The organism is Paenibacillus sp. AD87 (assembly GCF_001659845.1).
Classification (GTDB): domain Bacteria; phylum Bacillota; class Bacilli; order Paenibacillales; family Paenibacillaceae; genus Paenibacillus; species Paenibacillus marchantiae.
The window spans coordinates 1,673,532-1,686,113 of the sequence record NZ_LXQN01000007.1; the positions used below are offsets into that span (position 1 = coordinate 1,673,532).

The window sequence follows — 12,582 nt, forward strand, 5'->3', positions numbered from 1 at the left end:
AGGTTCATAGAAAGGAGGAGAGCTTACATGAAGAGGAAAACAAGCCTGATCTCTCAACAAATGTCTGGGCAACGAAAACGACTCGTGCTCCTTGCAGTGATTTCACTTGCGCTGGGTACAGCGATTGTAAGTCAGGCTGCGCTGCTTGCTGAAGCAGTACAACGGATTTTCGTGGAGAAGGCCTCCCTTTTGTCGGTCGTCATGCTGCTCGGGATACTCCTAGCTGTCATGGTCGTACGTACAGGGCTGTCTTATGGGAACGGAAAAGTTGGTTTGCATATGGCTTCCAGTGCGAAGACGAATATGCGGGCAGCCGTGCTGCAACATTTGACCCATGCGTCGATGCCATCAACCCTTCGTGGACAAACAGGCGGTAAGGTCAGTGTTGCTCTGGATGCTGTAGATGAGGCTGACAGTTATTTCAGTCTGTATATGCCGCGCATGATGGAGGCTGCCATCATTCCAATTCTGATTTTGGTGGTAACGTTTATGCAGCATGCCAATTCAGGCTTCATTATGCTGTTTACGGCCCCGTTTATCCCCTTGTTCATGATTTTGGTGGGACTGAAGACGAAGAACAAATCAGAGGAGAAATATGCGCAGCTGGCCGAGTTTTCCGGTACGTTCCTGGACTCTCTACAAGGGCTGGTTTCGTTGAAAATATTTGGACGGGCTCACCGTCAGCAGCAGGAGATTGAACGCACCAGCCTGGGTTACCGCGATGCCACGATGGGCATTTTGCGGATTGCGTTTACCAATACGTTCATGCTGGAATCGATTGTAATGCTAAGCATCGGTATCGTCGCTCTTGAACTAGCAATCCAGCTGCTTGTATTCAAATCGATGTCGTTCCACACCGCGTTTCTCGTGCTGCTGCTCGTTCCCGAGTTCTACAGTCTGTTGAAAAATACGGGAACGGCTTTTCATAGCGGGCGAACAAGTATGGGAGCGGTTCGTAAGGTAGAGCAGATGCTTGAGGAAACGGCTGGGGAGAACAAATCGGTAGAGGGCAAAGAAGGATTAGGTACATCCGATGGGATTGACGAGGTCGACAGCATAGATCGGATTGAAAGGGAGAACAGGATAGGGACTTTTCAAATGGACCTTTCCAATGACGGTTCCATGCCGCCGTCCATAATATTGAACCATCTCCGATTTCGGTATGCTCCCGAATTATTCGAGCTTAAGACTGGTCGAGCACTGCTTGATCCGGGAGAACACATTGCCATTGTCGGCAAAAGCGGCTCAGGGAAAACGACGTTACTCCATCTCATTGCGGGTTTGCTGAAGCCAGAATCAGGAGAGGTACTGGTAAATGGACAACCGCTTTCCGATTATGATGAGCCTGCATGGTTCGAACATGTGAGCTACATTACACAGCATCCGTATATTTTTGCAGGTACATTTGCTGAGAACATTGCGATTGGTGCGGGCCGGAACGTGTCCAGGACTGAAATTGAGCAGGCGGCAGAGGATGCCGGGCTTGCTGAAGTTGCTGCCCAATTGGAGCATGGCTTCGATACCTTGGTTGGTGAAGGAGGTCGAGGACTGTCTGGTGGGGAAAAGCAACGACTTGCTTTGGCAAGAGCTTTTTTGAAGCGGCCTTCCATCATATTGTTTGATGAGCCTACGGTGGGACTGGATTTGCGCACGGAGCAGATACTGCAACGTTCCATTGCCACATTGGCAGATACCGCGACGATGATTACAGTGGCTCACCGATTATATACGATTCAACATGCCGATCGCATATTGTTTATGGACGATGGTGTATTAGTGGATACGGGACGCCATGAAGAGCTTATGGCGCGTCTACCCCAGTATGCCGAGATGATTGATGTTCAACGAAAGGGGGGCTTGGCATGAATGAGCTAGCGATTTTGTCCAAAGCCATGATTCAGGAGCGCAAGGATATCATCCTTTCCATTCTAGGTGGGTTTATTGCCGGGATAGCAGGAGTGGCCCTCTTCTCGGCGAGCGGATATCTGATTTCGCAAACGGTCTTTGCGCCACCGCTGTACACCTTAATTGTACTCACCTCGCTGGTCAAGCTGCTTGGACTGCTTCGGGCGGCGAGCCGATACGGAGAGCGCTTGTATTCCCACAGGGCGACGTTCTCCATGCTTAGCCGTTTGCGTACATCCTTTTTTGCCCGACTCATTCCTTTGACGCCGGGTATATTGAACAAAAAGCGAAGTGGAGACCTGCTAGCCCGCATTGTTGGGGATGTGGAGAGCCTGCAACATTATTTTTTGCGCGTCGCTTACCCACCGATCATTGTTGTCATGGTCTTTTTGGCGACAGTGTTGTTTACTTCTGCTTTTTCATTCTGGATTGCGGGGCTGTTTGTATTAGGTATGCTCATAACGGCGTTGGTTGTACCAGGACTGGTTTTGCTTGGGCAGCGGAAAATACATGGACACGTTCGCGAGCAGCGGGCGCTGCTTTCCACAGAAGTCACCGAAGTATTGTATGGGTTCCGGGATTTGAAAGTTTACGGACAACTGGCTCAACGGGAGCAACAGCTGCAGCAGGCTTCTGCTGCGTTGACGGTCCAGCAGCAACGGGCTGCCGGACACCTACTGCGTGGGCAATCCATGCATGCTTTGGTTACGTTCCTTATTTCCTGGGGCGTGCTGACACTTGGTGCTTATCTGATTATGGATGGAGCGCTTGCTGGCGTGTTTCTTGCTATGCTGGTCATGGCCTCACTAACCGTATTCGAAGAAGCTGCGGCAATGGCGACATTACCTTTGTATAAGCAGGATAGCGAACACGCAGCCAAGCGACTGACGGAAACCATACAGACCTCTGATAGGCAGTCTGTGTCTACGCAGCCCAAAGGCGCGTTATCTGGCAATCAGGCTGTTTCGCTTGATCTCTCCAATGTTACGTTTCAATATGAAGGGGAGTGGAGACCGGCGTTAAAGGACATTTCGCTGCATATTTTACCCGGCTCCAAAACGGCGATTGTCGGACCGAGCGGATCAGGCAAATCAACGATTATTGAACTGCTGCTTAAACTGCGAACGCCTACAACAGGGGAGATCCGATTAAATGACATTTCGGTGAAGGAACTGGATGAGGCGAGCATTTGGCAAACGGCCAATGTTGTCTTGCAGCAAAGTCATTTCTTCCGGGGAACGATCCGGGATAACCTGCTGTTGAATGATGATGAACATTCGGACGAGCAACTATTGGATGTGCTAGCAAAAGTGCAACTGCCCAATACATCATTGACTGATGTAGTCTATGAAAAAGGGGAAAACCTGTCGGACGGTGAGAAGCAGAGGCTGGCTCTGGCACGGGCCATGCTTCGCAAGGGACGATTATGGCTTCTCGACGAACCTACTTCCTCACTGGATTACGTTACAGAAGAACGTGTGATGAAACATCTCTATGCACAAGCAGCCGAGGATACGCTTCTACTGATCTGTCATCGGCTTACTGGCCTTGAAGAGATGGATCGGATTGTGGTGATGGAACAGGGAAGGGTAGTGGAAGCAGGCTCCTATACGGAGTTAATGGAGCAAAAAGGATATTTTTATGAGATGAAGAAGATTGAGCGGCAAATGATCGGAGAAGTTGGATTGTAAGAGAGCAAGATATACTCTGATGAGAATGAAAGAGTGTACTTCATCGCAGTTTGAACATTCTCCATACTAAAAATACACTCGCACACATTTACGCTGTGTGGAGTGTATTTTTAGTTTAAGACCCTAAAAAATGAAGGAAAGCATCAATTAAATGAAGCTTCGATTAAATAGTTTGTGCTCCAATACAATAGACCTTAATGGCCTCCTGTATTGGAAGCCCAGACAGGATACCAGCCTGCACTCGGGGTTTCTGTATTGTACAGCACCAAATTGCCGTCATTTTGAACGATGAGCACGTTACCTCTGAGGTTGGGTGGCACATTGTCCGTTCCATAGTATGATGTAGACCATGCCTTGTTGTCTGACGTCCAGTAAGGTGTGTTTTGGGGATCCTGAAGTACTAGTTTTCCACTCCAATAATCAATCTTGAAATGATTTATTCTTGTGTCACTGGTTTTGGTGTTCCATAACATCGTGCGTGTGCGGTTATCCCAGAGCTGTAGGTCGCCGTAAACGTTGTATTGCAGAGAAAATCTGTTGTTGCTGGATACGAGTGGAATTGAGTTGTTATACATGATGTCATAAATGAGGCGGTCTCCAGCCGCAGATGCTGATGGAGCGATGGAAAGCAAAAACATGAAAATTGCAGCAAATAGCAAAACAGCTTTTTTCATAAGATCCTCTTTTCTGGGATATATTTTAAATTACATACCAAATATATCGTATCTATCTATCAAAAATGTATAAAATTTCAAGATGGAAGAAAATATTTTTGGAAGTGATATATTCTTTCTAAACTTCGCGTAATAACCTATATTCGACATAAAAATGAAAGGATTATTCTACCTAATCATCTTGTTTTAGGGTAATCCAACTTCCATGTTACAGGCAGTAACCACTTAAAGATTTGCCACTATAATCAGATATGCCTAAGGGCGAAGTGTGTGTTACAAAATGATGAATAAAAAAATTTTTAGTGATTGCTTGATTTTTTTCAATGTATCTGATATTGTAAGACCTGTGATTTTGGAAAGCAGATATATCAACATAAATCAGGTCTTTCCAGCAGATAATTTTTGACCACTTCTCTTAAGGAAGTTAAGGCCATACGGACAGCCGGGTCAAACGCCGATTGGCAACTTATGTTGCCTTATTGATTGAGTTAAAAGCTCAAATTTTATAAGTTGGTTACTTTACAACCAGTGCATCTGCACATCAACTTGTGAAACGGTCAATAAGAGTGGTAAAGGCGAATTATTTGCTATATAGACTCTGATCTGATATTGATATACATGAAGAAGCTTTCCGCTAGAGGAGTTCTTTTGAACTTTTTTAGTTATGGGAACTTTGCGTCTTTTTAATGATGTATATCGACAAGCAAGTGTGATGATGCGCGTTTGGGGCATTTTTCACCTTGCTTTTTTTGTTGGTTCAGAACGGGCGAAAAGTTGAAAAATGAGAAAAATAATGAAGTTAATTTTAAAAAAATTCATATTGGGTTAGGAGAATGGAAAATGGGAAAAGCACTAATCATCGGCGCCGGCGGCGTAGCTTCAGTAGCAGTTCATAAATGCGTTCAAAACAGCGAAGTATTCGAGGAAATCTGCATCGCAAGTCGTACGAAATCCAAATGTGACGATCTTAAAGCCAAGCTGGACGGCGGCAAAACAAAAATTACGACAGCTCAAGTGGATGCCGACAACGTTGACGAACTGATCGCCCTCATCAACGAAGTTAAACCGGATCTCGTCATGAACCTGGCATTGCCTTACCAAGACCTGACAATCATGGATGCTTGCCTTGCAACGAAAACGAACTACATGGATACAGCGAACTATGAGCCGGAAGATACGGCAAAATTCGAATACAAATGGCAATGGGATTACAAAGAGCGCTTTGAAAAAGCGGGAATTACAGCTCTGCTTGGCAGTGGATTTGACCCAGGTGTTACTGGTGTATTCTCTGCTTATGCTCTGAAACATTACTTTGACGAGATTGAATATATTGACATTCTCGACTGCAATGGTGGAGATCACGGCTATCCGTTCGCAACCAACTTCAACCCTGAAATCAACATCCGCGAAGTTTCGGCTAACGGAAGATACTGGGAAAAAGGTGAATGGATCGAAACGAAACCAATGGAAATTAAACGTGTCTATGACTTCAAAGAAGTTGGCGAGAAAGACATGTATCTGCTTTATCATGAAGAGCTGGAGTCCCTGGCTAAAAACATGCCTGGTCTGAAACGCATTCGTTTCTTCATGACATTTGGTCAAAGCTATCTTACACACTTGAAAGCACTTGAAAATGTAGGCATGACTTCGATCGAACCTATCGAATACGAAGGCAAACAAATCATTCCGCTGCAATTCCTGAAGGCGGTACTGCCAGATCCGGCGTCCCTTGGACCACGTACTGTGGGCAAAACGAACATCGGCTGCATTTTCAAAGGTAAAAAAGACGGCAAAGATAAAACGTACTACGTTTACAACATTTGTGATCACCAAGAATGCTACAAAGAAGTGGGTTCCCAAGCCATCTCTTATACAACAGGTGTTCCAGCCATGATTGGTGCAGCAATGGTGATGACTGGTAAATGGAACAAACCAGGCGTATACAACGTTGAAGAGTTCAACCCAGATCCATTCATGGAAGAGTTGAACAAATGGGGTCTCCCATGGGTTGAAGACTTCAACCCAGTACTCGTTGACGAACTGCCAGAAGAAGCCAAAGAATCGGAGCTTGTTCGTTAAGATGCGGTTTGAGCAATTACCGACACCATGTTTTGTTGTTGACGAAGGACTTATCGAAAGAAATCTCAAAATCCTGAACGGTGTCATGCAACGTACAGGAGCCAAAATCGTGCTGGCTCAGAAAGCATTTTCCATGACCACGATGTATCCGCTCATTGGAGAATATCTGAGTGGTGCAACGGCAAGCGGGCTGTATGAAGCCCGCCTGGGTCATGAGGAGATGGGCAAAGAGAACCATGTCTTTGCCCCGGCCTATCGTGAAGATGAGATCGATGAAATCCTTTCGATTACTGATCATATTATCTTCAATTCTTTCTCCCAACTGGAGAAATTCAAGGGCAAAGCGCTTCAGGCTGGTCGAAAAGTAGGCCTGCGTATTAACCCTGAATGCTCGACTCAGGAGGGGCATGAGATTTACGATCCATGCTCTCCTGGTTCGAGGTTCGGTGCTAAGCATGAAGATTTCCGCGCGGAGCTGTTGGAAGGCGTTTCCGGACTGCATTTCCATACCTTGTGCCAGCAAAATTCAGATGATCTGGAAACGACGCTGAATGCGGTAGAAGAGAAGTTTGGACAATGGCTTCCACAAATGGAATGGATCAACTTCGGCGGTGGACACCACATCACACGCGAGGATTACGACATTGCAAGGCTGGAAGCCTGCATCAAACGTATGCAGGAGAAATATGGCCTGGAAGTATATCTTGAGCCGGGCGAAGCGGTTGCGCTGAACGCGGGCTTCCTGGTGACTTCTGTGCTCGATTTCCACAAGAACGGTATGGACATTGCTATTCTGGATACCTCGGCAACATGCCATATGCCGGACGTGCTTGAAATGCCGTATCGCCCGCCGCTTATCGGTTCTGGAGAAGCGGGAGAAAAACCTCACCTGTATCGTCTGGGTGGACAAACTTGCCTGTCGGGTGATGTGATCGGCGATTATTCGTTTGACCAACCGCTCAAAACGGGTGACAGATTAGTATTTGAGGACATGGCGATCTACTCCATGGTCAAAACCAATACATTTAATGGCATGCCGCTGCCAGCCATCGCAGTGAAAAGAAAAGATGGCGATTGCGAAGTGGTTCGCGAGTTCGGCTATCAGGACTTCAAAATGAGATTGGCTTAATACTTTTATAGATATAGCAAGAGCAAAAGGGAACCTGATCACAGGTTCCCTTTTGACGTTTCACATAGGATGGGTTAACGGCTGTTTTTATGATTAATCGTTGGGTTTCGAGGCTGCTCTCGCGGCATACGGAAAGATCGGTTCTTTCAATTCAAACTCATAGGTTAATCCATTTACAATACCGACGACGCTTTCGCTGTCATATAATTCAAGCAAGAATCCAGCCATTTGTTCTGCTGTATGAAATTGGGGAACACGGCCCTCATATTTGAACTGGTCCAGATCAAAAGCACGTTCCGCAAATTCCGTTTCCGTTGCAGCGGGCGCGAGCACTTTCGCTTGCATTGCAGCATGCTTGCCTTTTAATTCATGTGCGAGCCCTTCCGTAAAGGCACTTACATAGAACTTTGTTGCACAGTAGGTTATTGCATCCGGCACGATCGTATATCCACCTCCAGAGGAGATGTTAATGATCTGAGTGCCCTCAACCTCTGCATAATCACGCACATACAGGGAAGAAAGAATGGTTAATGCTTCTATATTCAGATGAAGCATTTGTTCGATTTTAGGTAGATGTTGTTCACCAACCGAAGCAAAATTTCCGAACCCTGCGTTGTTAATCCATGTCTCGATAGAGTAATGATGGAGACTTTCATAGAATGCATGGACATTGGCAGCAATGGACAGATCCACAGTGCGAATGACAATGTCCAGATCAGGATCAATTTCACTTACTTTTGATTTTAACTTCTCCAATTCGTCGGTTCTGCGTGCAGCCAGGATCAAATGTTTGCCGCGAGCCGCAAAAGCCAAAGCTGCTTCATAGCCAATGCCCGAACTGGCACTGGTAATCACTGTATACTTCATGGATATTCCTCCTGGATTTTCGGTTCATTATTTTTTGTGATATGAGTACGAGTTGATTATACTGATTAGAGCTTACTCTAAGTCAAGCGGAATATAGAAGGGAGGGTCACCATGCACACGATCGGTGAAGTGGCTGAACTACTTGGTCTCAGTACCCACACATTGCGTTATTATGAGAAGGAGCAGATTATCGTACCGCTCCGTGATGCTAGTGGAGACAGACGCTACAACGAATCGCACCTGAAATGGCTGCAATTTGTAATCAAACTAAAAGAGACTCAAATGCCGATCGCTATCATCAAAAAGTACGCATCGTTATTTCAGGAAGGTGAGCATACGGCTGCAGAGCGTTTGAAATTGCTGGAAGAGCACAAAGAGGCGATTCAACAGCAGATGCACACACTTCACTCAGCAGATCAGATGCTGGAGAATAAAATTACGGCATATCGAGCATTAATCGGGAAATAATGTAATCTGATCGAAGAAACGAGCAGAGCGAATTCAGTGGTTACATATATGACGATCTATTGCCAAAATAGTGAATTTTGTTATAGACTATTTTTTATGGTTGTTCATCAAGGGGGAAAAGGAATGAATCAAAGGAACGTGCAAAAATCTAACAAACTGAAAATCATCTCTAAAGTTTTATTGATTATGATTGGGGCTTTTATCACCTCATATGGTCTGGAAGCTGTTTTGATTCCAAATAATGTATCAGACGGTGGTGTGACAGGTCTTAGTATCGTTGGCTCACAACTGTTTGGTTTACCGTTAGGGATGCTGATTGGTATCATCAACATTCCATTTGTATGGTTAGGCTACAAACAAATAGGTAAGAGCTTTGCTATTTATTCCATTATCGGTATTGCCTCGCTAGCTGTCGGTACAAGCCTTATGCACCATGTACCAACAATTATTCAAGGGGATACATTGTTAATTACCGTTGTGGGCGGTATTATCATCGGTTTTGGTATGGGTTTGGCGTTGCGTAATGGTGGGGCATTGGATGGAATCGATATGTTGGCTGTCCTGCTTTCACGAAAATTACCTTTTGGAACCAGTGATCTAATCTTATTTTTGAACATGTTTGTCTTTATTGTCGTGTCAACTGTATTTGGTCTTCAAGGGGCGATCCTGTCCGCACTTGCTTATTACATCGCTTCCAAAGTGATACATATTGTTGAAGAAGGTTTGAGCGGCTCCAAAACCTTTAAAATTATCACCAATCAACCGGAGATCATGGTCGAAACCATTCGTGACCGGTTAGGTCGTGGAGCAACTTATACCGATGCCTACGGCGGTTATACCAATGAACAATTTAAAGAAATTACCTGTGTAATCAACCGTATGGAGGAAAGCAAAATCAAGGATATCATTCACGAAATTGATCCCAATGCTTTTATTGTAGTTTACGATGTAGCCGAAGTTAAGGGCGGAAATTTCAAAAAGAAAGATATTCACTAATCACTAAAATGAGTATGAGTTACTGTCGCGGTGAAAAGGATTTAACATACAAAAAGTCGCTAATATAGCGGCTTTTTTTGTTATAAAGTAGAAGTTATTGTGTCAATTCCGATCCAATAACTTCTACCCTTGAAATTTATCATTCTTTGCAAATCCTCAACTGTATTTCAGTCAGAAATTGCTCGGTAATGATCGTATCACGATTATCAATTTCATAAATCTCAAAAGGATCACCCATTACACGGAGCCCTTTTTCGTTGGCATGTGCAACGACCTCAAGCATTTTTTCATGACTTTGACGGTAGTTACCCCGATAAAAAAGGGATAGATACTCACCAGCTGGCAGGTTGTAATCGTAATCGATCTTTCCGGCTTCGTCAGGATTAAAGATAAAGAAGACGGAGTTAAAAACATCCCTCACACCATGCTTTAGTTCCTCAAGGGACACGGATGCACCATATAATTGGTTTCCAAAGTCCGGAATGTGACTTTTATGCTTTTGGTGCAGCTTCTTAATGGCATAATCCATCTCCTCATCCCTAGTTATGCGTGTATTGAGTTGCAGACACGGCCGGTCGGGATACGTTTTGATAGAGAAAACTCCTGTCTGAATTTTGCTTGCGTCAGTCAATACCTTGATTCTGCCCTGAATAATACGCTGCGTAGTTTTAAGCTTTGCAATTTGTTCCTTAATCAGTTCCTGTTCAGTCAATAACAATTCAAGCGTATTTTCGACACTTTGCTGATCCAAATAAGCTTTGATCTGTTGCATGGTAAAATCCAACTGGCGCAGGTCCCGGATGATATTCAGTTTATACATATCTTGAAGGCTATACAGACGATACCCGTTTCCGTCTCGCCGAGGCACCAGCAACCCTAATTTTTCGTAATAACGCAGCGCGTCAACACCTATTCCGTAAAGCTTCGAAATTTCATTGATTTTATAATCGTTTTTCATCGGTTGTCTTCCTCGTTTACACTTAATTATTTGATGCGTGCGCGTATGCTGAAGGCGCGCCATACACTTCCTTATACAGCATTTTTTTCACCATTTCAAATTGTGTTGGGTTCAACTTTGCTGGATAACTCATGATCTGTAATGAGAGGGTTTCCTGCCCGACAGCACGAAGAGGCGGCTGAACATAAGAATGATCTCCCAAGCAGAATCCCAGACGCTCGTAAAATCCGATCCTTCTCCGCTTCATCTCATCTTCTGGCAATTCAACTTCCAATATAACCGGCTTGGCGGTCTGCTTCATGTAACGTTCCATTAACCGCTTGCCTATGCCGCCTCCACGAATGTTCGGGGAAACAGCCAAATGCTCTATATATTTGAACGACTCGAACTCCCAGCCTGCGAGAAAGCCAGTCACTTCATTCTGTTCATTTTCCTCTGTAAGAAGGCGGTAGCATGAATTGGAAAGCAACTTCTTCTGTTCTGAATATTCCCGATATTCAGCTTCGGGAAACGACTGCTTCATAATTTCAAACACTTGGTCAAACCGTTTTTGTAACATCTACTTAATCCACTCCTGATTTGTAAAGCCATATTTGTTATAAACCAACGATAAACCCTGGTACGATACCAGAGTCAAGCAATATGGCGGAAAAGGTAGGGCAGACCGAAGTGAAGAGGAGAATTGTGAGTGGATAAGGGGGGCGATTCACAATATCTAAAAGTTTACTTATCGCAACTTTTTTTGGCCGAGGTCAAACTCTTTCGTTGTACAGACATTGTTTTACTTGGTTCAAAACGTTTCTCTAGACCCACACAACACCGTGATGATACCATCGTAAAGTGCTAGAAAACAGTTGGAATCAGGGGGATTACTTTTCGTGGAGCAAATAAAGTACGACAACTTAAAATTGGGTGAAAAGGGAGCAATCATCAGTATTATTGCTTATATTTGTTTGACTGCAATTAAAATGATGATCGGTTATATGTCTAATTCTGAGGCTTTGAAAGCCGATGGGTTAAACAATGCTACCGATATTATAGCTTCGATCGCGGTTCTTATCGGTCTGAGACTTGCTCAGCGTCCAGCTGATAAAGATCATACATACGGACACTGGAAAGCAGAGACCGTTGCCTCACTGGTTGCTTCTTTTATAATGATGGCAGTAGGGCTTCAAGTGTTATACGAAGCTATTACATCCGTATTCCAGGGGAAAAGCGAATCTCCAGACATCATCGCAGCATGGACAGGCATTTTCTGTGCCGCTGTGATGTATCTGGTTTACAGATATAACAAAAGACTTGCTTTGAAGATCAAGAGCCAGGCGGTTATGGCAGCTGCAAAAGACAATATCTCGGATGCCTGGGTTAGTATAGGGACAGTTATAGGGATTATTGGTTCCCAATTCGGCCTGCCATGGCTCGACCCATTAACAGCTGTAGCAGTGGGCTTTCTAATATGTAAAACCGCTTGGGACATTTTTCGTGAAGCAACACACCATCTTACAGATGGATTTGATGAAGAGCTCATCAAGGAATACAGGAGTACAATTGCCAATGTAGATGGCGTTGAGGCGGTTAAAGACTTAAGAGCCCGGAATTACGGTAATAATGCCGTTGTCGATGTGGTAATTCTTGTACGATCGGATTTGGATCTTCAGAAAGCTCATGATATTTCAACAAATGTAGAAGACGAATTGTTAAGAGAACATGATGTGTACACTGTTCATGTTCACGTTGAACCAGACGAAGCCCCTAGCGAAGTGGGTCAAGTATAAAACATAAGCGGCATATAAAAGAACTTGCCGGTAAACATGG

At 44.6% G+C, this 12,582-nt stretch carries 11 protein-coding genes; 7 read left to right on the forward strand and 4 right to left on the reverse strand.

The features are described 5' to 3' along the window. Nucleotides 1-27: 27 nt before the first annotated feature. Nucleotides 28-1,866 carry a thiol reductant ABC exporter subunit CydD gene (cydD, locus tag gpAD87_RS07660; protein WP_064637243.1) on the forward strand — a complete coding sequence of 613 codons (1,839 nt, stop codon included), beginning with the start codon at nucleotides 28-30 and terminating at the stop codon, nucleotides 1,864-1,866. Next, on the forward strand, nucleotides 1,863-3,596 hold the full coding sequence (cydC, locus tag gpAD87_RS07665) for a thiol reductant ABC exporter subunit CydC (protein ID WP_064637245.1): 1,734 nt from the start codon (nucleotides 1,863-1,865) through the stop codon (nucleotides 3,594-3,596). Before cydD ends, cydC begins: the two co-directional genes overlap by 4 nt. 194 nt (nucleotides 3,597-3,790) lie before the next feature. Here cydC and gpAD87_RS07670 read toward each other — a convergent pair whose 3' ends face one another. Then, nucleotides 3,791-4,270 carry a hypothetical protein gene (locus gpAD87_RS07670; protein ID WP_064637247.1) on the reverse strand — a complete coding sequence of 160 codons (480 nt, stop codon included), beginning with the start codon at nucleotides 4,268-4,270 and terminating at the stop codon, nucleotides 3,791-3,793. Nucleotides 4,271-5,110: 840 nt separating this feature from the next. Here gpAD87_RS07670 and gpAD87_RS07675 point away from each other — a divergent pair. Together gpAD87_RS07675 and nspC are read left to right on the forward strand one after the other, a co-directional pair. Continuing rightward, a complete protein-coding gene (locus gpAD87_RS07675) occupies nucleotides 5,111-6,349 on the forward strand; it encodes a saccharopine dehydrogenase family protein (RefSeq protein ID WP_063562779.1) in 1,239 nt (412 codons plus the stop codon). Between the two features lies 1 nt (nucleotide 6,350). Then, nucleotides 6,351-7,478, forward strand: coding sequence for a carboxynorspermidine decarboxylase (gene nspC, locus gpAD87_RS07680; RefSeq protein WP_064637249.1), 1,128 nt, complete (start codon nucleotides 6,351-6,353; stop codon nucleotides 7,476-7,478). A 93-nt stretch (nucleotides 7,479-7,571) separates the two neighbouring features. On the opposite strand, the gene gpAD87_RS07685 is transcribed toward nspC, so the two are convergent. Further along, nucleotides 7,572-8,345 carry an SDR family NAD(P)-dependent oxidoreductase gene (locus gpAD87_RS07685; protein WP_064637251.1) on the reverse strand — a complete coding sequence of 258 codons (774 nt, stop codon included), beginning with the start codon at nucleotides 8,343-8,345 and terminating at the stop codon, nucleotides 7,572-7,574. 111 nt (nucleotides 8,346-8,456) lie between these two features. On the opposite strand from gpAD87_RS07685, the gene gpAD87_RS07690 reads away from it, so the two are divergent. Together gpAD87_RS07690 and gpAD87_RS07695 are read left to right on the forward strand one after the other, a co-directional pair. Continuing rightward, nucleotides 8,457-8,813: a MerR family transcriptional regulator gene (locus gpAD87_RS07690; RefSeq protein WP_064637253.1), complete on the forward strand. Its 357-nt coding sequence runs from the start codon at nucleotides 8,457-8,459 to the stop codon at nucleotides 8,811-8,813. Between the two features lie 123 nt (nucleotides 8,814-8,936). Beyond that, nucleotides 8,937-9,809: a YitT family protein gene (locus gpAD87_RS07695; RefSeq protein WP_063562775.1), complete on the forward strand. Its 873-nt coding sequence runs from the start codon at nucleotides 8,937-8,939 to the stop codon at nucleotides 9,807-9,809. A 139-nt stretch (nucleotides 9,810-9,948) separates the two neighbouring features. On the opposite strand, the gene gpAD87_RS07700 is transcribed toward gpAD87_RS07695, so the two are convergent. Both gpAD87_RS07700 and gpAD87_RS07705 read right to left on the reverse strand, forming a co-directional pair. Continuing rightward, nucleotides 9,949-10,767 (reverse strand): MerR family transcriptional regulator, encoded by an 819-nt coding sequence (locus tag gpAD87_RS07700; RefSeq protein ID WP_064637255.1) that lies wholly within the window; start codon nucleotides 10,765-10,767, stop codon nucleotides 9,949-9,951. A gap of 22 nt (nucleotides 10,768-10,789) precedes the next feature. After that, nucleotides 10,790-11,326, reverse strand: a complete 537-nt coding sequence (locus gpAD87_RS07705; RefSeq protein WP_064637257.1) for a GNAT family N-acetyltransferase — start codon at nucleotides 11,324-11,326, stop codon at nucleotides 10,790-10,792. A 319-nt stretch (nucleotides 11,327-11,645) separates the two neighbouring features. Here gpAD87_RS07705 and gpAD87_RS07710 point away from each other — a divergent pair, with 319 nt between their 5' ends. Beyond that, on the forward strand, nucleotides 11,646-12,542 hold the full coding sequence (locus tag gpAD87_RS07710) for a cation diffusion facilitator family transporter (protein WP_064637259.1): 897 nt from the start codon (nucleotides 11,646-11,648) through the stop codon (nucleotides 12,540-12,542). Nucleotides 12,543-12,582: the final 40 nt, after the last annotated feature.

Bases quoted from the DNA above. Each gene is read 5' to 3' on its own strand.
- nspC (WP_064637249.1), top strand. From the start codon at position 6,351: ATGCGGTTTGAGCAATTACCGACACCATGTTTTGTTGTTGACGAAGGA.
- gpAD87_RS07685 (WP_064637251.1), bottom strand. From the start codon at position 8,345: ATGAAGTATACAGTGATTACCAGTGCCAGTTCGGGCATTGGCTATGAA.
- cydC (WP_064637245.1), top strand. From the start codon at position 1,863: ATGAATGAGCTAGCGATTTTGTCCAAAGCCATGATTCAGGAGCGCAAG.
- gpAD87_RS07675 (WP_063562779.1), top strand. From the start codon at position 5,111: ATGGGAAAAGCACTAATCATCGGCGCCGGCGGCGTAGCTTCAGTAGCA.
- gpAD87_RS07695 (WP_063562775.1), top strand. From the start codon at position 8,937: ATGAATCAAAGGAACGTGCAAAAATCTAACAAACTGAAAATCATCTCT.
- gpAD87_RS07690 (WP_064637253.1), top strand. From the start codon at position 8,457: ATGCACACGATCGGTGAAGTGGCTGAACTACTTGGTCTCAGTACCCAC.
- cydD (WP_064637243.1), top strand. From the start codon at position 28: ATGAAGAGGAAAACAAGCCTGATCTCTCAACAAATGTCTGGGCAACGA.
- gpAD87_RS07670 (WP_064637247.1), bottom strand. From the start codon at position 4,270: ATGAAAAAAGCTGTTTTGCTATTTGCTGCAATTTTCATGTTTTTGCTT.
- gpAD87_RS07700 (WP_064637255.1), bottom strand. From the start codon at position 10,767: ATGAAAAACGATTATAAAATCAATGAAATTTCGAAGCTTTACGGAATA.
- gpAD87_RS07705 (WP_064637257.1), bottom strand. From the start codon at position 11,326: ATGTTACAAAAACGGTTTGACCAAGTGTTTGAAATTATGAAGCAGTCG.